This is a genomic window from Reinekea forsetii, from assembly GCF_002795845.1.
Lineage (GTDB): Bacteria > Pseudomonadota > Gammaproteobacteria > Pseudomonadales > Natronospirillaceae > Reinekea > Reinekea forsetii.
Map to the genome: position 1 here is coordinate 2,824,546 of NZ_CP011797.1, position 23,250 is coordinate 2,847,795.

At 54.4% G+C, this 23,250-nt stretch carries 20 protein-coding genes; all 20 read left to right on the forward strand.

Going from position 1 to position 23,250, the window contains the following annotated elements; genetic code table 11:
• Positions 1-9: 9 nt before the first annotated feature.
• Positions 10-168 (forward strand): hypothetical protein, encoded by a 159-nt coding sequence (locus REIFOR_RS16865; protein WP_158524381.1) that lies wholly within the window; start codon positions 10-12, stop codon positions 166-168.
• Positions 165-3,131, forward strand: coding sequence for an ATP-binding protein (locus tag REIFOR_RS12915; protein WP_100257956.1), 2,967 nt, complete (start codon positions 165-167; stop codon positions 3,129-3,131). Before REIFOR_RS16865 ends, REIFOR_RS12915 begins: the two co-directional genes overlap by 4 nt.
• Positions 3,132-3,208: 77 nt before the next feature.
• On the forward strand, positions 3,209-4,660 hold the full coding sequence (locus tag REIFOR_RS12920) for a sigma-54-dependent transcriptional regulator (RefSeq protein WP_100257957.1): 1,452 nt from the start codon (positions 3,209-3,211) through the stop codon (positions 4,658-4,660).
• Positions 4,661-4,950: 290 nt separating this feature from the next.
• Positions 4,951-5,829: a glucosamine kinase nucleotide-binding domain-containing protein gene (locus REIFOR_RS12925; RefSeq protein WP_100257958.1), complete on the forward strand. Its 879-nt coding sequence runs from the start codon at positions 4,951-4,953 to the stop codon at positions 5,827-5,829.
• Positions 5,826-6,605, forward strand: a complete 780-nt coding sequence (locus tag REIFOR_RS12930; RefSeq protein WP_227003686.1) for a GntR family transcriptional regulator — start codon at positions 5,826-5,828, stop codon at positions 6,603-6,605. The genes REIFOR_RS12925 and REIFOR_RS12930 overlap by 4 nt, the downstream gene beginning before the upstream one ends.
• Before the next feature lies 1 nt (position 6,606).
• Entirely contained in the window at positions 6,607-7,752 is a 1,146-nt protein-coding gene (gene nagA, locus REIFOR_RS12935) for an N-acetylglucosamine-6-phosphate deacetylase (RefSeq protein ID WP_100257959.1), read from the forward strand.
• Between the two features lie 41 nt (positions 7,753-7,793).
• Positions 7,794-8,588, forward strand: a complete 795-nt coding sequence (nagB, locus tag REIFOR_RS12940) for a glucosamine-6-phosphate deaminase (RefSeq protein WP_100257960.1) — start codon at positions 7,794-7,796, stop codon at positions 8,586-8,588.
• 489 nt (positions 8,589-9,077) lie between these two features.
• The gene (pcnB, locus tag REIFOR_RS12945; protein WP_193437302.1) at positions 9,078-10,418 is read left to right on the forward strand and encodes a polynucleotide adenylyltransferase PcnB; all 1,341 of its coding nucleotides are present in this window, start codon (positions 9,078-9,080) and stop codon (positions 10,416-10,418) included.
• The gene (folK, locus tag REIFOR_RS12950) at positions 10,415-10,891 is read left to right on the forward strand and encodes a 2-amino-4-hydroxy-6-hydroxymethyldihydropteridine diphosphokinase (protein WP_100257961.1); all 477 of its coding nucleotides are present in this window, start codon (positions 10,415-10,417) and stop codon (positions 10,889-10,891) included. Before pcnB ends, folK begins: the two co-directional genes overlap by 4 nt.
• Before the next feature lie 99 nt (positions 10,892-10,990).
• Positions 10,991-11,788, forward strand: a complete 798-nt coding sequence (gene panB, locus REIFOR_RS12955; RefSeq protein ID WP_100257962.1) for a 3-methyl-2-oxobutanoate hydroxymethyltransferase — start codon at positions 10,991-10,993, stop codon at positions 11,786-11,788.
• Between the two features lie 5 nt (positions 11,789-11,793).
• The gene (gene panC / locus REIFOR_RS12960) at positions 11,794-12,636 is read left to right on the forward strand and encodes a pantoate--beta-alanine ligase (protein ID WP_100257963.1); all 843 of its coding nucleotides are present in this window, start codon (positions 11,794-11,796) and stop codon (positions 12,634-12,636) included.
• 147 nt (positions 12,637-12,783) lie between these two features.
• On the forward strand, positions 12,784-13,167 hold the full coding sequence (gene panD, locus REIFOR_RS12965; protein WP_100257964.1) for an aspartate 1-decarboxylase: 384 nt from the start codon (positions 12,784-12,786) through the stop codon (positions 13,165-13,167).
• 234 nt (positions 13,168-13,401) lie between these two features.
• Positions 13,402-15,048, forward strand: coding sequence for a glucose-6-phosphate isomerase (pgi, locus tag REIFOR_RS12970; RefSeq protein ID WP_100257965.1), 1,647 nt, complete (start codon positions 13,402-13,404; stop codon positions 15,046-15,048).
• Positions 15,049-15,339: 291 nt separating this feature from the next.
• On the forward strand, positions 15,340-15,864 hold the full coding sequence (locus tag REIFOR_RS17140; RefSeq protein WP_100257966.1) for a prepilin-type N-terminal cleavage/methylation domain-containing protein: 525 nt from the start codon (positions 15,340-15,342) through the stop codon (positions 15,862-15,864).
• A gap of 187 nt (positions 15,865-16,051) precedes the next feature.
• The gene (locus REIFOR_RS17100; RefSeq protein WP_100257967.1) at positions 16,052-16,630 is read left to right on the forward strand and encodes a prepilin-type N-terminal cleavage/methylation domain-containing protein; all 579 of its coding nucleotides are present in this window, start codon (positions 16,052-16,054) and stop codon (positions 16,628-16,630) included.
• A gap of 44 nt (positions 16,631-16,674) precedes the next feature.
• On the forward strand, positions 16,675-17,211 hold the full coding sequence (locus REIFOR_RS12985; RefSeq protein ID WP_100257968.1) for a type II secretion system protein: 537 nt from the start codon (positions 16,675-16,677) through the stop codon (positions 17,209-17,211).
• The gene (locus REIFOR_RS12990) at positions 17,195-17,839 is read left to right on the forward strand and encodes a type IV pilus modification PilV family protein (RefSeq protein ID WP_158524382.1); all 645 of its coding nucleotides are present in this window, start codon (positions 17,195-17,197) and stop codon (positions 17,837-17,839) included. The genes REIFOR_RS12985 and REIFOR_RS12990 overlap by 17 nt, the downstream gene beginning before the upstream one ends.
• Entirely contained in the window at positions 17,840-18,703 is an 864-nt protein-coding gene (locus tag REIFOR_RS12995) for a type II secretion system protein (protein WP_100257970.1), read from the forward strand. It begins immediately after the preceding gene.
• Positions 18,700-19,113 (forward strand): hypothetical protein, encoded by a 414-nt coding sequence (locus REIFOR_RS13000; RefSeq protein ID WP_100257971.1) that lies wholly within the window; start codon positions 18,700-18,702, stop codon positions 19,111-19,113. The genes REIFOR_RS12995 and REIFOR_RS13000 overlap by 4 nt, the downstream gene beginning before the upstream one ends.
• 382 nt (positions 19,114-19,495) lie before the next feature.
• The gene (locus REIFOR_RS13005) at positions 19,496-23,218 is read left to right on the forward strand and encodes a DUF6701 domain-containing protein (RefSeq protein ID WP_145980297.1); all 3,723 of its coding nucleotides are present in this window, start codon (positions 19,496-19,498) and stop codon (positions 23,216-23,218) included.
• Positions 23,219-23,250: the final 32 nt, after the last annotated feature.

A 23,250-nucleotide genomic window follows, 5' to 3' on the forward strand; every position in this document is an offset into this window, starting at 1 on the left:
GCCCCGAGTATGTTTATTAAACTCATGATTCTCCCGCTTTACCTTCTTCTGCCCTACACCCTAACCTGGTTCGATGCCCGCACCTTCTGGTATCTACCCTTCTTGCTGTGGTTTCTGGGCATCTTGGTAAATGCCTTAGTTGAACGCTCGCGTGGACGGCGCTCATGACCTTTCATTGGGGCTACCTGGTGCTCGCAGCCTTGCTCTATTTGAGCGCACTGTTCTTGGTCGTGTACTTTGCCGAAAAAGGCAAGATTGCCGAACGATTGATCAAACATCCGCTCGTTTACGTGCTGGCCTTTGGCGTCAGTTGCAGCTCGTGGGCATTCTATGGCAGCGTGGGCATGGCCTATGAGTTGCAACACGGCTATATGGCTTTCTATGTTGGCCTATCCATTCTGCTGTTGTTTTCGGCGATCGTCATTAGACCCCTGTTTAACCTTGCCAAAAACTATCAACTCTCGTCTTTGGCCGATCTGTTCGCCTTTCGCTACCGCTCTCGCTGGGTAGGCTTATTGACCGCGGCTGGAGTTTTTCTGGCCGTTCTGCCGTTGTTGGCACTGCAAATCCAAGCCATTACTGATGTTATTATCATTCTCGACCCACGCGCCCATACCCGTTTAATCGCCGGTCTGATTAGTGTAATCCTGCTCTACATGACGATCCTATTTGGCACGCGCAGCATTCGTCCGAGCGAAAAGCACCCCGGGCTGATTTTTGCGCTCGCCCTAGAGGCGCTGTTTAAACTGGCTATTTTCCTGCTCTTAGGCGGCTTGGCGGTATACCAAATCGGCGGAGGTTTGAACTCAATGCAGGAGTGGGTGAAAATGACCCCCTTGACCTTTAATTCGATCAATCCTGACTTAAAGATGACGCAGTGGTTTTCGTTGTTGCTGTTGTTTGTCACGGCACCGCTAGTCTTACCCCATCTATTTCAAATACTGTTTCGAGAAAACTCGCAACCGAATCGATTGCGTTTAATTACCTGGGCCGCACCGATCTATCTGCTCTTAATGGCGCTACCGGTTCTACCAATCATGTGGGCCGGCATCCGCACCGGCTCCAACCTCAGCCCAGAGTACTTTACGCTCAGCATCGGTATGAGCCTTGATTCAGCGTTTCTGGTCTGGTTAACCTACTTGGGCGGCTTGTCTGCGGCATCGGGCGTGACCATCATTGCTGCTCTGGCGCTGTCGAGCATGTTGCTGAACCATCTGGTGCTGCCCTTCTATAGTCCGAGCGTCAATGTCGATATCTACCGATGGCTGATCTGGACCCGACGGCTATTAATCGGCTTGGTGTTCTGTTCAATTTATGGCTTTTACCTCTTTTTAAACCAGGTGCAAAACCAGTCGACCTTATTGATTACCGCCTACACCGGTTTGTTGCAAATGGCCCCTGGCCTGATCGGCTTGCTGTTTTGGAGCAAAGCGAACCGTAAAGGCTTTATGGCCGGCGTGGGCATGGGCCTGGGGTCTTGGCTGGTCATGCAGTTGAGCCCGGTGCTGATCGACAGCCTGTTAGTGCAGGGGCGCATGCCACTGCAATTCGCTTTAGACAATAACCATTGGTCTGAGGTGGTATATATTTCGTTCGGTCTCAATGCGCTGACCTTCTTCTTCGTCTCGCTGCTCACCAAGACCTCACCGGAGGAGAAAAACTCGGCAGAAATCTGTGTGATCAGCTCCGTTGACCGACGCCAGCGCTTTCCGCTGCGCGCCAAGAATGCGCGCGAGTTTATCGATTCATTGATCAAACCACTGGGCCAAGTCATGGCCGAACGCGAGGTCCGGCGCGCCCTGGCGCAGCTCAAGTTCGATCTGAGCGAGTATCGCCCCTATGCCTTACGGCGTCTGCGCGACACCTTGGAGGCCAACCTGTCAGGTATGATGGGCCCCTCGGTGGCACAGGCGATGGTCAGTCGCTACCTGCCCTACGACCTAGTCGCCAGTACTCGCAGCGACGACATTCACTATTTAGAACAGAATCTCGACAACTACCACTACCAATTGACCGGCATGTCGGCGGAATTGGACCGGCTCCGACGACATCACCGCGACACCCTGTATCGCCTGCCCATTGGCGTTTGCTCACTTACCGTCGATGGCGAAATACTGCTCTGGAACGAATGGATGGTGCACTTGACCGGCATCAGTGAGGAACGCGCGATTGGCGCTAAAATCGATCTTCTGCCGGGCAAATGGTATGACCTGATCGGCAGTTTCATCAAGGGCAGCGAAGAAAAGATCACCATCGAACAGGACGATCCCGCCGATCTGGCCCGGAAGCGTTGGTATAGCCTGCACCGCACCCAGTTTGGTCGAGCCAGCAGTGATTTAAATGAGGGTATTATTGTACTGCTCGAGGATGAAACCGAGTACAAGATGCTCGAGGCGGAGTTGGTTCATTCGGAGCGTTTGGCCTCAATCGGTCAGCTCGCCGCCGGGGTCGCCCATGAGATTGGCAACCCCATCACCGGTATCGACTGCCTAGCCCAAGACTTGAAATACGCTGAATCGAGTGCCGAGGTCGAACAGATTGCCCAGCAAATTCGTCATGAGGCCGATCGAGTAACCAAGATCGTGCGTTCGCTGGTCAATTTTTCCCATGCCGGGGACCAAAAGGGCAAGGCCGACCATTATCCTCATTCGTTAGCGGCCATCGTCCAAGACGCCATCGACCTGCTGTCGTTATCACGCGATGACAAGCAGATCATCTTCGTCAACGACATCGACCCCAGCTTGGAGCTGATGTGTGAACCGCAACGCTTGTCTCAGGTCTTCATCAACCTGCTCGGTAATGCCCGCGACGCCAGCCCAACCCGCGAAAAGGTCATCGTATCGGCGCGCACCGAAGATAAGCGAGAAACCCTAAATGTCACCGTCACAGACCGGGGCACCGGCATTTCGGCGGATATTATGGATCACATTTTCGACCCCTTCTTCACCACCAAGGAGGTTGGCAAGGGCACCGGTTTAGGGCTATTTCTGTCCTATACCATTATCGAAGAGCACTACGGTCATATCGGTGTGGAGTCGCCGGCTTTCCTGGTGGAAGATATTGGCACTCGTTTCACTATTCGGTTACCCTTACACCTGAATGTTACTTCGGGTAACACTAATATAGAGTAAGCGGGCATTAATCGGACACAGTTCGGCAAATCCGAGCAGAAAGTGCCGACCTTAGCGAATTGAGCGGAGCGGAACAGATGGGCGAGATTTTAATTGTTGAAGACGAAAGTGTTATTCGCGCGGCCCTAAAACGACTGCTCGAGCGCAACAATTACAAGGTCACCGAAGCAGAATCCGTCAGCGAAGCCAGCGAGAATGATCTCTCTCGCTTTGATCTTATTATTTCTGATCTCAGATTACCCGGCGCCCCGGGCACCGACCTCATCAGCGCGGCCAAGTCCGTACCAGTGCTTATCATGACCAGCTATGCCAGCATGCGCTCGGCCGTTGACGCCATGAAAATGGGCGCTGTTGACTATATAGCCAAACCCTTTGACCACGAAGACATGATCCGTACCGTTCGGCGCATTATCGACGACGCTCAAAAGAGCAAGGGCACCGATACTGCAACGGTTCTGGGCCGGTTTGAAGACCAACCGGTCTATCTGAGCGAAGCCGGTGATCGAGCCGCCTTGGGCGATCTGGTCGGCAGTTGTCAGCCCATGCAGGTTTTGTATCGCCGCATGCTGCGCGTCGCGCCGGCCGACATCACCGTGCTCATACAGGGTGAGTCCGGTACCGGCAAAGAGCTGGCAGCCCGTGCCATTCATCAATTCAGCCCCCGCAAGGACCAGCCTCTGGTCTGCGTAAACTGCGCGGCGATCCCGGAAAGCCTCATTGAGTCTGAACTGTTCGGCCACGAAAAGGGCTCCTTTACCGGTGCCACGGCCGCTCGCCTGGGCTTGGTCGAAGCTGCCGAGGGCGGTACGCTATTTCTCGATGAGATCGGCGAACTGCCCTTGGAAGCCCAAGCTCGGTTGTTAAGGGTACTGCAAGAGGGCGAGGTGCGCCGAGTCGGCTCGGTAAATGCGCGCAAGGTCGATATCCGCCTAATCGCGGCCACCCACCGTAATCTCAAGAAGCTGGTCAAGGAAGGCAACTTCCGAGAGGATCTCTATTACCGCTTGCAGGTCATTGAGATCGCCCTGCCACCGCTGCGCGATCGGATCGCCGATGTGCTCGAAATTGCCGAACACCTAATTCAAAAACATTGTCGACGACTGAAGATCGACTCTGTGCCGAAACTGTCGCAAAGCGCCCGTGAGCTGGTCGTCCGCTACGATTGGCCCGGCAACGTTCGGGAATTGGAAAACGCCATCCAACGGGCCCTGATTTTGGCCGATGGCATCGATATCAGCGGTAACGATTTGGGCCTGGCCCAGGAAGATTGGGAAGTACCCAATACCCTGGTAAATTCCGACGATCAACCCGGCCCGACTCCCGCAGCCGAAGTCGCGTTGCCCGAAGATAGCGAAGATCTGTCGTTGGAGGACTACTTTCAACATTTTGTGGTCGAACATCAGGAAGGCATGTCCGAGACCGAACTGGCGCAAAAACTCGGCATTAGCCGAAAGTGTCTGTGGGAGCGACGACAACGCCAAGGCATACCGCGGCCTAAAAAGGCCGCCAGCAACGTCGCAGAACGTTAAGCAGTAACCATTTACCCGGCCTAGATCGGCCACGCCGATAGGCCAACCTGATGATTTCAGGTTGGCCTATCAGCTTCCCCCTTTGCCCCTCCCCTTTTGACCTCGCCGCTAATACTTTCCTGCCGTTACCGATCTGTTGCCTTGCTGGATCCGCCGGTGACTGACTCTGAATAGTGTTTCATAAGATTCGCGATATAGGCATCGCATTGAATTGGTATTGAATTGGTATTGTTTATGCGCGAGAAAGGCCGTAATCTGGTTGACCAAACCTAAGGCACTAGACACCCGGCATGAGTAGCCCTGACACCTATTTAATTGGCATCGATGGCGGCGGCACAAGCTGCCGAGCCCGCATTACCGACCGCCATGGAAACATTGTGGGCGAGGCCCAGGCCGGCAGCGCAAATATTTTCCAAGACGTTGAATTGGCTTGGCGCTCGGTCCATCAGGCGGTCACTGAAGCCTTTGCCAATGCCAATTTGCCCGCCACATGCGCCCAGTCCAGCGTGCTGGTGGCGGGCTTGGCGGGCGCCGAAGCGCCCGTGGCTGTCGATGACTTCTTAGATCGGGCAAGCGACTCCTTTGCCGATATCAGCTTGCTCTCGGACGCCCAAATCGCCTGCCTAGGGGCCCATGCCGGGCAGGACGGGGCCATCTTCATCGTCGGTACCGGGGCCATCGGGATCGCCCTAGACCAGGGCCAATGGCGACGCGTCGGCGGTTGGGGCTTTCCGCTTAATGACCTCGGCAGCGGCGCCTGGCTGGGTCAACAGGCGGTGCGAGCGGCGCTTGATCAACGCGATGGCATTATCGCCCGCAGCCTCTTGACCGATAGCATCTGGAAGATCTTCCCTGCGGGCACCGATGAATTGATTGGCTGGTCGCAAATAGCCAGCTCCGGTGACTACGGCAGCTTTGCACCATTGGTGCTGAAAGCCGTGGCCGCCCACGACAATCTGGCGGAGGCACTGATGGCCGAACAGATCCAACTGCTCAGCCGGCAAATTCAGGCACTACCCGCCCACGGCAGAGGTCTGTGTTTGATGGGTGGCTTGGCCGAAACAATCGCCCCGAAACTACCCCGTGACATCCAGATACGACAGGTCCCAGCGCTCGGCGATGCGCTCTCCGGTGCGCTGTACTATGCCCAAACCAGGCTCAGACGGTGAGCGCTAAAATACGTTTAGATCCAGCGCTGATCGATTTTTTGCGACCAGATGTGAGCCGTTCCGGATCACTTTACACCCAGCTCGCGCGGTCCCTGACTCAGGCCATTGATGAAGGCCTGTTGCTCGACGGAGACTTTATTCTGCCCCAACGCGATTTGGCCGAAGCCCTGGGCGTGTCTCGTGTCACGGTCCGCAAAGCGATTGAGTGCCTAGTCGCAGAGGGCCTGCTGAGTCAACGCCAGGGTGCCGGCACCGTCGTAACCCGACGTGCTCAGGTGTTGATCCGCAAGAATATAGCGGTTCTGAACAGCTTTACCGACGACATGGTAGCGCGCGGGCTAGCACCCTCTTCATCCTGGGTGGCACGCGTCACGGTGCAGGCTTCGGTCAAAGAAGCTCAAGCCTTAAATTTGTCGCCCGGTGACCTGGTGAGCCGTTTTACTCGTGTCCGATATGCCAGTGCAACCCCGATGGCCTATGAAATCGCCACGGTTCCCGGCAACCTAGTGCCCAATGCCCTGGCGGTCGGTGACTCGCTCTACCATGCGCTTGAGGCTCTCGACGCGCGCCCAATCCGGGCCGTGCAAACCATGACGGCAATCAATGCCGAACCAGCAGTCGGCCAGGCTTTAAAGATCAACACACAGGATGCGGTGCTCTATATCGAGCGGCAAGGCTTTGACGGCACAGATAAACCCGTTGAATTCACTCGATCTTGGTATCGAGGCGACCTCTATAACTTTGTTGCTGAACTAAACACCACGGAGCAACCCTAATATGACGGGTCCAACCGCCTTGACCGGTGCGCGCATCTTTGATGGTTTCAGGATCCAGATAGACTCTGCGCTGCTATTTGCCGATGACCGCATCGTTGGGCTTATCCCTGCCGATCGGATTCCGACCGGTTATCGAACCATTCGCCTGGCTGGCGGCCTGCTCGCACCGGGCTTTATCGATTTGCAAATCAATGGCGGCGGCGGTGTGCTGCTGAATAATGTACCGACTGAGCAGACCATGCTGACCATGGCCCAGTCGCAGGTGCCGTTCGGTGTAACTCGGATCCTGCCGACGGTGATCAGTGACTCCGTTGAGGTCACCGATCAGGCCATTAGCGCGGCACAACGCTGCGTGAAACAAGACAGCGGTGTTCTAGGCATCCATATAGAGGGGCCGTTCTTCAGTGGCGAAAAGTCGGGCGTACATCGCGCCGATAAGATCCGTGCATTGGTCAGCAGTGACTGGCTCTGGCTCGAGCGCTTGGCCGGGCTGCCCAGCATCCTCACCCTGGCCCCGGAACGGGTGTCGGCCGAGGCCATCGCCCGCATCGCTGCGCTCGGCGTTCGCATCTGCGCCGGTCATAGCAACGCCAGCTCAGAGCAGGTTGTGGCCGCCCATGAGCAAGGTCTGTCCGGCTTTACGCATCTGTACAACGCCATGAGTCAGCTCACCGGGCGTGAACCGGGCGTGGTCGGCGCCGCACTCACCTTGACTGAGACCTGGGCCGGTCTGATCGCCGACGGTATTCATGTACACCCCACCTCGATCCAGACAGCTTTGAACAGCAAGGGCTTTGAGCGGATTTTTTTGGTTAGCGACGCCATGGCCACCGTCGGCAGCCCGCTGACCCAATTTGAACTCTATGGTGAAACCATCCAACTGCGCGAGGGTCGGCTGATCAATGCTCAAGGCCGACTCGCCGGCAGCGCCATCAGCCTGCTCGATGCGGTCAAATACTGCCTAGACACACTAAACTTACCGCTGCACCAAGCCCTAGCGATGGCCAGCCGCATTCCAGCCGAATACATGCAACTGGACCACCAGTACGGCTCGTTTCAACCCGGCCGCCGGGCCGATATTTGCCTGATCAATGATGCTTGGGGCATCGATAAGGTCTGGCGCTCCGGCCAAGCAATTGCTTTTTAGTGACCTAATAACCTAAGTGACAATAGGATGAGAACCCTCGTATGCGCATAGTGATTTTGCCCGACCCCGCCGCCGTTGCAGCATTCGGCGCCCAGCAACTTATTAGCCAATTGCAGCAAAAGCCTAGCAGCGTCCTAGGTTTGGCTACCGGCTCGTCTCCAGTGCAACTGTATAAGCGGCTGGTACAGGCCGTGCAAGCGGGTCAGGTGAGCATGGCCGAGGTGACCACCTTTAATTTAGACGAATATTTGGGCTTAGCGACGACTCACTCCCAAAGTTATCGCCATTTCATGAACACCCATCTGTTTGATCAAGTCGATATTCGCCTCGCTGCGACCCACGTTTTAGATGGGCTAAGCTCAGACCCTCAGAAGGCCTGCTCCGCTTATGAGGCGCTGATCCGAGACCAAGGGGGCGTGGATTTGCAGCTCTTGGGCATCGGCCGTAACGGCCATATTGGCTTCAATGAGCCCAGCTCCAGCTTGGTCAGCCGCACTAGGGTAAAAACCCTGACCGAAGATACGGTGGCGGCCAACCGACGTTTTTTCCAACCGGACGAATTCCAACCCCATCTGGCGCTGACCATGGGCATCGGTACTATTATGGACGCCAAACAGATCTTATTAATCGCCACCGGTCAAGACAAGGCTGAGGCGTTGAGGCACACCATCGAAGGCCCCGTCTCGGCGCATTGTCCAGCATCCATCCTCCAGATGCATGCCAAGGCCACATTGGTTATCGATAAAGCTGCGGCTCAAGGATTACAAGAGAGTGCTTTTTACCAATACATCGAACAGGAGCGTCAGCGCTTGGTGACCCCTTCGGAGCAGGCTTAACTTACCCGGAATGGCCAGGCCGTTAATCTAAGAAAGATAATTCACCGGTAACAACCTTATGAAAGGCGGTTACATTCTTGCAACCTTAGGTAACACTTCCTGTTATTCGAATTGATCACTATTCGACCTTAAAAATACAAGCTATTGATTTTAAAGGATTTATTACTTCTGGCATGACGAATGCAATAATGATTGCGCAAAGCAGGTACGCCCATTAATAAAAATAATAATAGGGCAACCCAACACAGCGACCCCGACTAAAAACAAAAATAAGGGGTGGCTAACACCTGAGTAATATAATAAAAACAATAATACCAACAAGAATAATAAGCTCATAAAACCCTGCGGAAAGTGCTGTTGCGGTCGGCGTCCATCGCCGGCTGGCTCGTCTTCCAGCCCTCCTACCTAAGTTCTCGGTAGCGAATATCCTCAATTTTCTATACACTGCGCACACTTTTAACTGTCGCTACAGAGCAGAACTCTCATCTCATGGTCGTTAAGTGGATAAAACGCTGGTTTAACCAGCCTGTTCAAAATTTAAACCTGGTCACCGTTCCTCGGGATCAACATCAGGTATCTCGCAAAGGCATCAGTCATAATGCACTGAAGGTCTTGCATCGTCTGCATGGCGCTGGTCATGAAGCATTCCTGGTGGGTGGCTGTGTCCGCGATCTGCAACTCGGCTATGCGCCGAAGGATTTTGACGTTGCCACCAATGCCACGCCTGAAGATATCCGTAAGATATTCAGTAATTCACGCATTATCGGCCGACGCTTCCGCATCGTCCATGTGACCTACGGTCGCGAGATTATTGAAGTCACCACCTTTCGCGGTAAGGCAGAAGCATCCGGTTCCGATCAAAAGCAATCGGCTGAAGGCATGTTGCTGCGCGACAATGTTTACGGCTCCCTAGAAGACGACGCCAAACGGCGCGACTTCACCATCAATGCCATGTACTACACCGCGACTAACTTTTCTGTGCTCGCCTACCCACAGGGCATGGAAGATCTGAACAACAAAATTATTCGCATTATCGGCGACGCTGAAACTCGCTACCGGGAAGACCCGGTGCGCATGCTGCGGGCCATCCGCTTTGCCGCCAAATTGGGCTTTAGTATCGAACGGAATACCGAGAAACCGATCCGTGAAATGGCGTCGCTATTGACCCATATCGCACCGGCGCGGTTGTTCGATGAGTTGCTCAAGCTGCTTATGGCCGGATATGGCGTACAAACCTGGGAACTGCTGCAACAATACGGCATCGTGGAACCGCTGTTGCCGTTGACCTACCAAATTTTGAACCGCGACGCTGACGATCACTATCAGAAGTTTATCAACAGCGCCCTGATTAGCACCGATTTGCGTGTCAATGCTGGCCGACCGGTGACCCCGGCCTTTATCTATGCGGCGCTATTATGGCCCGCGGTGAAGGATCAGGCGCTCTACAACCTTGAAATGGGCACGCCTGAGATACCCGCTTGGCAAAAAGCCATGGGTCAAGTTCTCGATCGCCAGGTTAAGACCATCGCCATCCCGAAACGATTCTCTATCCCGATGAAAGAGATTTGGGAATTGCAGCTGAGATTGCCCAAGCGGAGCGCCCATCGAGCTGAACAGCTGGTGACTCACCCGCGTTTCAGAGCCGCCTACGATTTTCTACTGTTACGCGAACAGGCCGGCGAACAACTCGATGGTCTGGGCAACTGGTGGACAGAATTCCAAGCCACCAACCCCGCACAGCGCGAAACGATGCTGGCCAATCTGGGTACCAAGTCGGCACCCAAGCGACGCCGTCGCCGACCCACGCGTGCCGCTCAATCGGATTCGTGAAGCAGGTTTATATCGGGCTCGGCAGCAATCTGGGCGTGCCCGCAACACAACTGCACCAGGCGATAGACCGCCTCGCCGCGTTGCCGGATAGCCAAGAACTCAGTCTATCGCCGTGGTATAAAACCAGTGCCGTCGGCGGACCGCCCGACCAACCCGATTACCTCAATGCCGTCTGCAGTCTGCAGACCGATCTCAGTCCCGAGCACCTATTGACCGCCCTGCAGGCCATTGAAAGCGAGGCCGGCCGAGAGCGCACCATCCGTTGGGGACCGAGAACGCTCGATCTCGATATCATCTGGTATGAACAGGTCGAATTGGCCACGTCTCGCCTCACCCTACCCCACCCCCGCGCTCATTTGCGTGCCTTCGTGCTGCAACCCTTACTGGATCTGAACGCCGATTTTTTACTCCACGACATGGCTCTGCAAGCCTGGCGTGATGCCGTTGACGGACAAAATATTCAACAAGTTTGATCCCAGTTGGGCTAAGCGGCAAAAGAGCCCTACCGATACTTGACATATTCCGGCACAATCGCAACCATTCTCGGCTTATTAACCAAAGGCGCTGCCATCATGTCTAAAGCACACACCGTATCGACGATTCGACAGCTGGTCAGTGACGGTGAAAAATTCACCATGCTAACGGCCTATGACGCCACCTTCGCGCACCTTTTTTCGGCGCACGGCATCGAAACATTGCTGGTGGGCGATTCTCTTGGCATGGTCTGCCAAGGCAGAAGTTCAACCCTGCCGGTGACGCTCGATGAGATGGTCTACCATACCGCCGCCGTCGCCCGCGGCAACCAGGGCGCCCTGATCGTGGCCGACATGCCATTTAATAGCTATGGCACTGTGGCGCAGGCTTTGGACAGTGCCGGTCGTTTAATGCAAGCCGGTGCGCAGATGGTCAAGCTGGAGGGCGGGGCTTGGCTGGCCGATGCGGTCACGGCCATGAGCCGGGCCGGCATTCCGACCTGTCTACATCTGGGTTTAACACCCCAATCGGTCAATAAGTTCGGCGGCTACAAGGTTCAGGGCCGCGACGAGGCCTCGGCCCAATTGATGATTAACGAAGCCCTGGCCCTAGAGGCGGCGGGGGCCGACTTTATTCTACTGGAATGCGTGCCAGCCAGTTTGGCAAAGGCCCTGACTCAAACGGTGTCGGTCCCCGTTATCGGCATCGGGGCGGGTAATGGTACCGATGGCCAGGTATTGGTCAGCTATGACATGTTGGGTCTCACCCAACAGCGTATGGCCAAGTTTGTGAAAAACTATATGGCCCAAAACACTGGCTGGGAAAGCGCGGTAGCGGCCTATATAGCCGACGTAAAGTCCGGTCAGTTTCCCGCTCCTGAGCACTGTTTCGAGTAATTACTATGCAAGTGGTAAACAATTTAATCGATTTGCGCACAGCGTTGCGGGACATTAGAGCTCTGGGTAAGACAATTGCCTTTGTGCCGACCATGGGTAACCTACACGAAGGCCATCTGACCCTCATACAGACAGCCCGTCAACAGGCTGACTTTGTCGTCGCCTCGATCTTTATCAACCCGACCCAGTTCGGCGAAAACGAAGACCTGTCGGGCTATCCCAGAACTCTAGAAGCCGACCAAAAGCATTTGATCGCCGACGGCTGTGGCCTGCTTTACTTGCCCAATAACGCGATCATGTACCCGGAGCCGGACTTGACCCGGGTTGAGGTGAGTAAGATTACTACGCTGCATTGCGGCTCGAGCCGACCGGATCACTTTGTCGGCGTCGCCACGGTGGTGCTGAAGCTGTTCAACCAGGTGCAGCCCGATGTCGCAGTGTTCGGCCTGAAGGACTATCAGCAATTGACGGTTATCCGAACTATGGTCGACAACCTGTTTTTGCCGATCAAGATAGTCGGCGTCGATACCGGTCGCGCAGAAGATGGCCTGGCCCATAGCTCGCGCAATAACTATCTGACGGCGGCTGAGCGGGAAATGGCGCCAACTCTGTATAAAATCTTGCAAGCTACCGCAAAAGAAATAAAATCGGGCCAGCGCAACTATGAACGCTTAACTCGCCTGGCCAAGGAGTCCCTGCACGCGGCGGGCTTCACACCGGATTATTTTAACATCAGTCGGCAACTTGATCTGGAACCCGCTCAGACCCAGGACACCCAAGTGGTTATTCTGGCCGCAGCCTATCTTGGTAAGGCACGACTGATCGACAACATCACGTTTGAGCTTTAGATCGACAAGGGCCGACCACACAATGGCTTGACCCACGCAGGAGGTTGGACAGACGTCCACCTTACTTAGACGACATTATGGCGAGTATCAGAGGTCAACAGCCGCCCAACAGCGGTCAAGACGCTCATGGCACGAGAGGACGTAGGTATGGATCGAATCATGTTAAAGGCCAAGCTCCATCAGGCGCGCGTCACCCATGCGGTAACCGATTACGAAGGCTCCTGCGCGATCAGCGGAGACCTGCTGGATCTGGGCGGGATATTGGAATACGAGCAGATTCAAATTTATAACGTGAGCAATGGCGAACGCTTTACCACCTATGCGATACGCGCCGAGGATCACGAGGGCATTATTTCGGTCAACGGTGCCGCGGCGCTTAAGGTCAGTGTCGGTGATCAAGTGATTATTTGCGCATACGCCGCCTATAACAGCAGCGAGCTGGACGACTATCAACCGACTATGGTCTATATGAAGTCGGACAACAGCGTCAGCCACACAGCCAATGCCATCCCGGTACAGATGGCCGACTAACCTGCCGGCGCGGCGGACAAACGGTGCAAGCGCTCCCTAGCCGTACCGATGTAGGCCGGGTCATCCACCCTGGCCTATAGACCTTCCTATAACCTGATAGGTTGCCCCTAATCTAGATTTTGCCCCCTTTTTGTCTGATCAATGTCAAAAACACTCGATTAATGGGTGGCCTTCCCCATCGTTTTGTAATTAAATTACCGATTGAAAAAATTTATCGCCTCAGGAACCTTAATCATGTCTCAAAATCCGACTCAGTTGCCCGCCTGGTTGGCCTTGGCCGAACACCAGAAAACCATTGCCAACACCCACATGCGCGACCTGTTCCGGGCCGACGCTGAGCGCTATGATAAATTCAATAGCAGCGCCGCCGGCATTTCTCTCGATTACTCGAAAAACCGCATCACCGGCGAAACGGTCGAAAAGCTACTTAATTTAGCAGACGCCATGCAGCTGCCCAAGGCCATAGGTGAGATGTTTAACGGCCAGGTCATCAATAAGACCGAAAACCGTCCGGCCCTGCACATTGCATTGCGCAACCGCAGCAATCGGGAAATCCGCGTCGAAGGCGAAAACATTACCGACGCCGTCAACGCCTCGCTGGCCAAGATGAAAGACTTTACCGCCCGGGTTCACAGCGGCGAGTTCGCCGGCTTTACCGGCAAGAAGCTGCGTACCATTGTTAACATTGGCATCGGCGGTTCGTTTCTCGGCCCTAAGGTCGTCTCCGACGCGCTCAAACCCTATTGGAATGACGGCTACCAGTTGGCATACATCGCCAATGTCGATGGCACCGACTTCGCCGAGACCATCAAGGGCCTCGACGTCGAGACCACCCTCTTTATCGTTGCCTCCAAATCGTTCAGCACGCTGGAAACCTTGAAAAACGCCCAGGCTGCGCGCGCCTGGTTTTTGGCTCAGGGCGGCCGTGCCGACCAGGTTAAGCACCATTTTGTCGCGGTCTCGACCAATGTCCCGGCGGCCACCGCCTTTGGCATCGAAGAAGCCAATATGTTCCCGATGTGGGACTGGGTGGGTGGGCGGTATTCGCTCTGGTCCGCCATTGGCCTGGCGCAAATGATCGTGCTCGGCGCGCAGACCTTCGAAGCCCTGCTCCAGGGCGCGCACGATATGGACGAGCATTTCCGCACCGCACCCATGGCACAAAACCTGCCAGTGATCTTGGGCATGCTCGGCGTTTGGTATCAAAACTTCTTCGGTGCCGAGTCCCATGCGGTCTTAAGCTACGATGAATATCTGCAAGATTTGCCCAATCACCTGCAGCAGGTCGACATGGAGTCCAATGGCAAATGCGTTACTCGGGAAGGCGAGCCGGTGACCTACCAAACCGGATCGGTGATCTGGGGCGGTACCGGCACCAACGGACAGCATGCCTATCACCAGTTGATCCATCAGGGCACGCGCCTGATTCCGGCCGACTATATTATGCCGATGACCTCGCACAACAAGCTGGCCGACCACCATGAGTGGTTATTTGCCAATTATCTGGGTCAACAGCAGGCCATGCTCGAAGGCAAGACCGAAGCTGAGGTCCTGGCCGAGTTGCTGGCCAAAGGCATGGACGCCGAACGGGCCGCTTGGTTAGCACCGCACAAGGTGATACCGGGCAACCGGCCGTGCAACAGCATCACCTTCGACCTGGGTACGCCCGAAGTGATCGGTGCCCTGATTGCCCTCTATGAGCATAAGATTTTTGTTCAGGGCGTTATTTGGGATATCAACAGCTTCGATCAATGGGGTGTTGAACTGGGCAAGATCCTCGGCGAGTCGGTCTTTAGCGCCATCGAGACCGGTAAGACCGACGGCCTGGACAGCTCAACCGCCAGTTTAATTGCCGCCTTTCGCGCTAAAAATCAAGCCTAAAAAGATCCAACGACCGGCCGTCCCAGGCCGGTCGTTGGGCCCCTTGCACCGCTTAGGCCAGTGCATCCTGAGCATTTTTTATTCCCACAAAGCCCTCATCCCCGACACCCCTTGGCGCACCCGAACGACCAAGTCGGTGCACGTCGACAGTATCTTTCTCACCCAGCGAACAATTCAACCGCTAAAATATTTTTAAAATTCCACCACCCTTTTTGGCAAAAGCCTCCCCTAACCATTCAACCGCTATACTGAAGGCATGACAGTACAACAACCTTATAGGACAGTGCTCAGATGACCGTAAAAAAAGGTTTTACCCTGATTGAGTTGGTAATAGTGATTGTGATTATTTCAATACTATCAGCCATCGCCTTGCCTAGATTTTTGAATTTAGATATCAAAGCCAAAGAAGCGGTACTTAGGAGCGCGCTCAGCTCGATGAAGTCCGCCGCGCGTATTGGCAATGCCTTCGCCCGCTCCGACAGCGTTACCGCCGCGGGCAATATTCTCATCAACAATCACGAAATACTGATGGTCAACGACTACCCAGCGGGCCGAGCCAATGATGTCTCGGCGAGCGGCCCGGGAACCTTTGGTGGCCTATTAACATTGATGGAAGTGGATACCGAAATAGGCATCACTTACAGCGACACCGCGCAGCTGCGCAGCGCCCTGCAAGCTCAGACCGCGGTGATGATCTTTTACATCGACAGCCAGTGTATCGCCTATCAGCCCCCTCAGATTAGCGGCGGCGACCCCCTCTTTTCAATCGGTGTGGGCACCTACAGCCCAGGTGCCGTTCCGGCCTGCAATCCCTGAGTCGTAAGTTCTGAGCTATGACCTCTGAGTCTAAGAGTTGGATCTAATCGGCACGACAAGATAGGCAAATCCGAGGTCGAGCTTAACGCCGAAAAATAAGCTGATGGACTTTTAAGAGTTAAGTTTTACAAATACTGAATAGCATCTAAGCTTATTTATAACCTCAATGTCCCGACAGGAAGTAACCATGAATGTGAATGTGAATGTGAATGTGAACACGAACAAGCAAGTTGGTTTTACCCTCATAGAATTGATCATGGTGATCGTCATACTCGGGATCCTCTCGGCCTTTGCCTTGCCTCGCTTTGCGGATTTGAGTGGCAACGCGGAGATAGCAGCGATGGAAGGGGCCTATGCATCGGCTAAGTCGACCTCGGCGATTGTGCATGCCTCGGCTTTGGCTAATGGTGCGACAGCCGCGACGGGTAATATAATAATGGAAGGAGCGAATTTTGCGACAGTGAATGGTTATCCGGATGCGGGCGGCATTTTGGGAGCTACCGGTGTAGACGCTGCCAATGGGTTTGGCATTTCGGAAGCGGCAAATCTGAGTGATTACATATTAATTTATGACACAACAGGGGCCTTCAATACAGCTAGTTCCGCAGCTAGCAAGGTTGCTGCTACCAGCGTGTTGATAACCGTCGATCAAGGTGTGGCTGACAGCCCATGTTTCACTTACACCCAAGCCGGGACTAACGCAGCACCAACATTTTCAAACATTGGAACACTGGATATAACTGCTGCTCCAGTTTTGACCTGTTAATAGTCAACCGGAAGGAGAGGTGTCACGCACCTCTTTTGATCTAAATGAAAACTAAAGCCGGTTTCACCCTAGTCGAGCTCGTTATCGTAATACTGCTACTGGGTATCGTCTCGACTATTGTTTTACCGCGCTTTTTCTCCGCAGACGCCTTCACCGATTCCTTTCAACGTTCTGAATTCGACAGTGCCCTTAGCTGGGTCCGCAATCGTACTGTTACCGCCCAATGCAGCCATGAAATTCGGCTGACGACAACCGGTTGGCGCGCCTTGCGCGATGTCAATTGCACCACAACGGATGTGGAATCCGCCTGCATTGCTGAATCGGAAACCTTGGATCTTTCGGTGGCGGTCAGCGATGGCGCTGGCACTCTTCTCACCGGTTCCGCGCCGTCGGTTGCCAGCGGCACGCAACGGTTGATCTTCACGGCAACGGGCCAACTCTTTAACAATACCAGCCCGCCCACAACGGCCGGCTGCACGGCCATGCCAACGGTGCCGGTAACAAATGGCACAACCATAACGCTGAGCCCAACTGGCAGCATAAGCCTAGATGGAGACACCGCCTATGTCGCGCTCCAATAGTCGCGCCGATCTGCGCGATGAGTCTTTTGTGGACCGACCTTGGGGCTGCTATTCCGGTTCAGGTTACCGGGCTGCGAATGGCCGGCAAGAGGGTGTCACGCTGGTTGAGCTGATTATTGCCATGGTGATTATTTCCATTGCCGCCGTGGCCCTGCTGCAAGGGCTGGGTTTGCAGAGCCAGCGCAATGTCGACCCGATGATCCAAAGCCAAGCCCAGCGTTTGGCCAGCCAATATCTGCACGAGGTCAGCAGCAAGCCGTTCTTTGATCCCGGTGCCGACCCTCGTCTGAACCCGGCGCTAACCTTGGCGGCTGTTGTAACCAGTATCAGCGACCAAAGTTCGATCGGTTCGGCCAATCGATTAACCTGGGACAACCTCTATGAATACCAAGGCTATGACGACAGCATCAAAGATCTCGTCGGAAGCGCAATCGCTACGCTCGCCGGCTATCGGGTTGCCATAACGGTCAGTATCGCGCCTGGGCTAGCCTTGCATAATATGGCTAATAGCACAGACCCTACCTGCCCAGCTAAGATCGCACTGATCACAGTAACCGTGACCGATGCGCGCAATCAAACCACCACCTTAAGTGGCTATCGCACCAGTTATTGGGCTGCGGGGTGTTAGATGCGAGCACCTAGAGTACAGGGCTTTACCCTGACCGAGTTGATTATTGTGATCGTCTTGATGGGTATACTGGCCACCGTAGTGACGCCCTTGATTGCCAATAAATTCAGCGCGGTGCATCAGTCGACCCGACGCGCCCACTGGGTACAGCAGGCCGAATATGCCCTGTTTACGTTACGTCAGGACCTGGCCAACAGTGTCCCAAATTCGGTTTTTGTTGATGCCAGTGGTGAGCAGGTCGAGTTTTTGGGTGCATCACCGGATGATGAGCTTTTTGCCGCGCGTTATCGGGACAAAACGAACACAAGCATTAGCGATCGGTTACAGCCCAATAACGACGATATTTTCGATATCTTTGGTGACTTCTCTGAGCGGCCACCCTACGTCAGTATCGGCACCCTTAATGCTACAGACATGCGCATCGACTGGGGCAATCTTCTAGGGGCTGGCACTACCGGCACCTTGGCTTCTATTGCTGTGATGGAACCTGTACTGGACGCTGGAGTCCCCATTTCCCCGCCAGAAACCCGTATTACATTGCCGGCAAGCCAAAAATTCGGCGCCGGCTCACCCTACAAAAGGGCCTATTTCACCAATGGTCCCATCGCATACGACTGCAACACGGCAGTCCAGCAGCTCTATCGCGTCAAGGCATATGATGTCCTGGACCCCGCACTGAATTTTGTCACGCGCACCGCTCTTGGGAATCGAGCCCGGGTGATCGACAGTCTGGTTGCGTGCAATTTCGAGCTTGTTGGTGGCGGGACCTATCTGCCTCCGGCCTTGCGCGTCAGCCTAGAGATTGGGGACGCCAGTGGCACCATACAGTTGATCGATACTATCCTATTAAGTAATGGCTCATGAACAGAACAGCGGAGCGAGGCGTCGCCCTGATTGCGGCAATTTTTTTGGTGGTCATCATCGGTGCCGGTGTGGTCCTGTTATCCATACTCAGCGTCCGCAACAGCCAACAGACCACACAAAATTTATTGCAGATTCGCGCCCAACTCAGTGTCGAAGCGGCTTTGGAATATGGTGTGCAATCGTTGGTACAAGCTGATAATTGTAACACCTATGATCCAAGCAACGATGTTGTTCTGGTCATTGACGCTTATCCGAATTTCGTTATCAAACTGAGCTGTGTGCAGAATAACTATGTTGGTCCACCCTCCCAAATCGTGAGCATCATGACCTTGAACGCGACCGCGGAATGGGGCAGCCCTGACGATGCCGACTATGTCTGGGCTGAGTCTGAGGCCACCATAGAGCTCTGAACAATTTTTTGCACGTCTCCGATAGCATAAAAGAGCACGGCGGCCTGCGCTTCATGAACTGGCCATGCACTCGAAAATGGTGTTTATTTTATATTACAAACGCATTGCCGATACTTTTAATAAATTTAACAATTAATTAGAGCCTATGAAAAAACTCAATAGATACTTGCTCTTGCTATCTTTATTGTTGCCTGCCTTCAGTAGCGCAACAACCTATACCTTGCCAGCCGATACGGGGGTCGATGCCTTGGGTTCGTGTAGTTATTCGAACAGCACTCTTACGGTAACCTGCGCTGGTGTTCGGCTCAATAACAACGACGTTTTAATAATCACCAGCAATCTAACATTAAATATCAACGGTGATTTAGAAATCAGAAGGAATGTGGTCATTAATGACGGTCAACCCTTTGACCTGACAATTTCAGTGACCGGTGACGTTGATGCAAACCGGGATGATATTAGGGTGGTTGCAAATTTAATTGCAAACGGCGATATACAATTTGACGACAATCTAGAATGGGTAGGCACTATCACTGCAGGTGGTGGCATCCAAATTGATCAAAATGCCAACATTACCGGAAACCTAACGGCTAACAATTCACTTTCTTTTGGTTCCGGCTCTAACGTAGTCGGTTTTTGCAGTGCTAGCAGTGGGAATTTCGCAGCCTATTGTGCCTCACCACCGACCGATATCTCAGCCGGCTATTGTGAGAATTTCGAATCGGGTTATCCAGTCGGTTGGGCTGAGACAGGCAGTGGTAATTCAGGTATCAACAATGACACGGCGAACTCACCCACTAACAGTCTGTATTTAAGAAGCCAGAGCGTTCAGGTAACGACCGAATCTTATGATCTATCGCCCTATTCAGATGTTAATTTGGACATGTGGATTCGAGAAGGCAGCGATTCATTCAGTGAAGATCCTGATAACGGTGAAGACCTGCAGCTGGAATATCGCACCAGTACTGGCACCTGGCAAAGTTTACAAACCTTTAGTGCAGGCCCCCCGTATGGTGATATTTTCACACCGACCATTTCTTTGACAGGCGCCCAACTGCACAACAACTTTGCCCTGCGCTTCAATAAAATAGCAGGCAATAGCGGTGACTATGATTATTGGCATATAGATGATGTTTGCCTAGTACCGGCCGCCGCGCCACCGCCAAGCACCTGCTTTACCGATGACTTTAACCGCACCGGCTTGGGCAATGACTGGGCTGTGACATCAAGCGACACTAACTCCAGACTGCCGAGCATTATCAATAACCGTCTCAACATTACGCAAGATTTAAACAATCAATCAACGGCTGCGACCCTGTTTCGTTTATTCCCCAGCGCAGGTAATAAGATTGTCGTTGAATTCGATTATTATGTTTATGGTGATCTGACTGGCGGTGGGGATGGGCTTGCGATGGTTTTTTCAGATTCGACGGTCGTACCACTGCCAGGCGGTTACGGCGGCTCCCTAGGTTACGCGCCCAAGAATTCAATAGAAGGTTTCGCCGGGGGCTGGATGGGTATTGGCTTGGATGAATACGGTAATTTTCTCAACCGCAATGACGGCGCGAAAAATGGTGGTTTTACCACCCTAGTCAGAGAGACCATTAGCATACGCGGGTCCGGGACCGGAACCAGCGGTTACAACTACATAACCTCCAATGGTCAAATTCCGACCGTTCTCACCTTACCGTCGAGCTTATCACCCCCAATCTCGACCGCGAGCGGACATCGCTATCGGGTGAGTGTGGATCATGAAAATGGTACCAATGCCTATGTAACGGTCGAGCGGGATACCGGCGCTGGATTCGCGACCCTTGTCAGCCAGTTCGATTTGCTGGCCCAAACGGGCCAAGCCCCTATTCCAGAAAAAATGTACCTAACCCTAACCGGCTCAACCGGCGGTGCGAAAAATGCTCACGAGATCGATAATGTCGAAGTTTGTGCCAATGTGATTGAAGCGGCCGAGACCATCGACCATTACGAATTGGACCGCGATTTTAGCCAGGGCTTAACCTGCGAAGCGCTCAACATCGAAAGTCGCGCCTGTCTCGATGTGGCCTGCAGCACCGAAGTCAGTGGTGCGGTCATCACCACCGAATTCAGTCCCGTCACCGGTTGGGCCGGTTCCAATACCAAAACCAACTACAGTAGCCGGGACAGCTTTGCGTTCCAACAGACCAGCCCTGGTATCGTGACGCTGGGGGTAGCCAGCTCAACACCAGACCTTAATCCGTTGTCCGTAGAACCGGTGCAATGCTATGTCGCCGGGATAGTACAGCCCAACTGTGAGGTTGCTTTTGCCGATACCGGGCTACGCTTCTTCAACCGAGGGTCGGGCAGCAGCAGTGCGATCTTGGACCTCGTTGCCGGGCAGCCGAGCGAATTCGACCTGCGCGCCATCTATACCGATGAAATCTCAGGGGAATGTAAGACACAGTTGTTTGACAGTGGGCCGGTCACTGCAACCCTGAGTACCGAATGCACCAACCCAAACACTTGTCTGGCTGGTCAGCAAGTTCTCTGGCAGGCACCGGCTGAGTCACTCAATCTGGCCAATCCGCAAAATCCGGACGGTGGTAATCTTTGGAGCATGGCCGCGTTGCTTTTTGGTACCAATGTCACCGCCGGGTTTGAGCTCACGGCCCCGGATGTCGGTCTGCAGCGGCTGGATGTCAGCCTGCCATTACTCAACGTCGATGGTTCCCCGAGCGGCCGGCTTATCGAGGGGTCGGTCAGCCTGCGGACTCGACCGGCGTCCCTGGTCATCGCGGAGGTCGACATCAGTGGCACTGCGGTCGCCGGCGACCCCTTTCAGGTGACGATGCATGCCCTGGATGCCAATAACAGTGTGGTACCAAGCTTCGGCCGCGTCAGTGGCCTCTATGATATGAACTGGGGCCTGTCCAGCTTGGCCGCACCGATCGGCGGCGTGCTCGGCACCCTGGTCGGTGATGCCGTGAACCGCTCATCGGCCAGCCAATGGCTCGGCCTGGATACCGGTATCGATGCGGACAGCTTTAACGAATCGATCACCTTTAGCGCCGCGAATGGGCTGTCTTACTACGAGGTGGGTGAGCTGAATTTGGTGGCGCAGATCGATGACTATTTAGGTTCAGGCGTCCCAGTGCAAAGCCCTAACACCCCTGCGGGGCGTTTCATCCCGGCCTTTTTGACGGCGACCCAGGTGGACCCGGCCACCTGGGGCAGTGACGCGTCTATTTACCAGGGTCAAGCGGGCAGCCTGACGGATCTCAGTTATGACCTAATCGCCTATGCCTCGGATGGTACGACGCCGCTGCGAAATTATAGCGGTAACGGGCTCAACACCAGCAGCCAAAGCAACAGTCTACTCAAGCCAGTCGGTGCCGCTGCAACCGGTGGTGATCTGGAGAGCACTCTGGCCTGGACGGTGACGGGGGGTGGCGATTTTGATGGCATCATTCGTTTGATGGGCGCGGTGCCGGATCTGACCTGGCAGCGCAACCCTGTAGGGGTCTCACCCGGTGATACCCTTCTGAATTTAACCGATCTGCAACTTGCCGCCGCGGCCTTGACCGATGCGGATTCCGTGTGCGTTAAGCTCAACGCCCTAGGGACCTGCTTGGCTACCGCCGTGTCGCTGACACCCAGGGACTTACAACTTGTCCGCGCCGCCTTGCCGGCGCAGGTCGATGCCAGCACCAGTATGGCCTACATTGAAGTGAGATTAGAAGCTTTAGACCGATATGTTGCTGGCGAGCCGGTTTTCGAACTGCAAAGTACCGACAATGGCTTGGATACCAGTGTCTTTGCCGGTTTGGACTTTGACGCCTCGGTGCATGCCTGCACCCTAGCCACTAGCGCGAACTGTCCCAGCATCGCCGCGACAGTCAGCTTCACCGGGCCAAATGGCACCGGCCTCACCCTGATGTCGGGTGTGGGTAGGCTTACCGCAACATCTACGACGCCGGTTTCCGGTCTAATGGGTGCTCAGTTAAATGCTCCGACCTGGCTCAGCTGGGATTGGGATGGCGATGGCGATCAGGAACTGGCGTCCACCGTGCTGATCTTTGGCGACTACCAGGGCCGCCCACCGTTGCTCTTTACCCGGCCCGGTGTCCGTTGACACCGGCCCCTTGGGGCTGAGAGTTGCAGAAG

Excerpts from the sequence above, each read along its gene's own strand:
- panC (WP_100257963.1), top strand. The coding sequence starts at position 11,794 with ATGCAAGTGGTAAACAATTTAATCGATTTGCGCACAGCGTTGCGGGAC.
- REIFOR_RS17100 (WP_100257967.1), top strand. The coding sequence starts at position 16,052 with ATGAATGTGAATGTGAATGTGAATGTGAACACGAACAAGCAAGTTGGT.
- nagB (WP_100257960.1), top strand. The coding sequence starts at position 7,794 with ATGCGCATAGTGATTTTGCCCGACCCCGCCGCCGTTGCAGCATTCGGC.
- REIFOR_RS12920 (WP_100257957.1), top strand. The coding sequence starts at position 3,209 with ATGGGCGAGATTTTAATTGTTGAAGACGAAAGTGTTATTCGCGCGGCC.
- REIFOR_RS12985 (WP_100257968.1), top strand. The coding sequence starts at position 16,675 with ATGAAAACTAAAGCCGGTTTCACCCTAGTCGAGCTCGTTATCGTAATA.
- REIFOR_RS12915 (WP_100257956.1), top strand. The coding sequence starts at position 165 with ATGACCTTTCATTGGGGCTACCTGGTGCTCGCAGCCTTGCTCTATTTG.
- REIFOR_RS12925 (WP_100257958.1), top strand. The coding sequence starts at position 4,951 with ATGAGTAGCCCTGACACCTATTTAATTGGCATCGATGGCGGCGGCACA.
- nagA (WP_100257959.1), top strand. The coding sequence starts at position 6,607 with ATGACGGGTCCAACCGCCTTGACCGGTGCGCGCATCTTTGATGGTTTC.
- REIFOR_RS12995 (WP_100257970.1), top strand. The coding sequence starts at position 17,840 with ATGCGAGCACCTAGAGTACAGGGCTTTACCCTGACCGAGTTGATTATT.
- REIFOR_RS12990 (WP_158524382.1), top strand. The coding sequence starts at position 17,195 with ATGTCGCGCTCCAATAGTCGCGCCGATCTGCGCGATGAGTCTTTTGTG.
- panD (WP_100257964.1), top strand. The coding sequence starts at position 12,784 with ATGGATCGAATCATGTTAAAGGCCAAGCTCCATCAGGCGCGCGTCACC.
- REIFOR_RS17140 (WP_100257966.1), top strand. The coding sequence starts at position 15,340 with ATGACCGTAAAAAAAGGTTTTACCCTGATTGAGTTGGTAATAGTGATT.
- pgi (WP_100257965.1), top strand. The coding sequence starts at position 13,402 with ATGTCTCAAAATCCGACTCAGTTGCCCGCCTGGTTGGCCTTGGCCGAA.
- REIFOR_RS13000 (WP_100257971.1), top strand. The coding sequence starts at position 18,700 with ATGAACAGAACAGCGGAGCGAGGCGTCGCCCTGATTGCGGCAATTTTT.
- panB (WP_100257962.1), top strand. The coding sequence starts at position 10,991 with ATGTCTAAAGCACACACCGTATCGACGATTCGACAGCTGGTCAGTGAC.
- pcnB (WP_193437302.1), top strand. The coding sequence starts at position 9,078 with ATGGTCGTTAAGTGGATAAAACGCTGGTTTAACCAGCCTGTTCAAAAT.
- REIFOR_RS16865 (WP_158524381.1), top strand. The coding sequence starts at position 10 with ATGTTTATTAAACTCATGATTCTCCCGCTTTACCTTCTTCTGCCCTAC.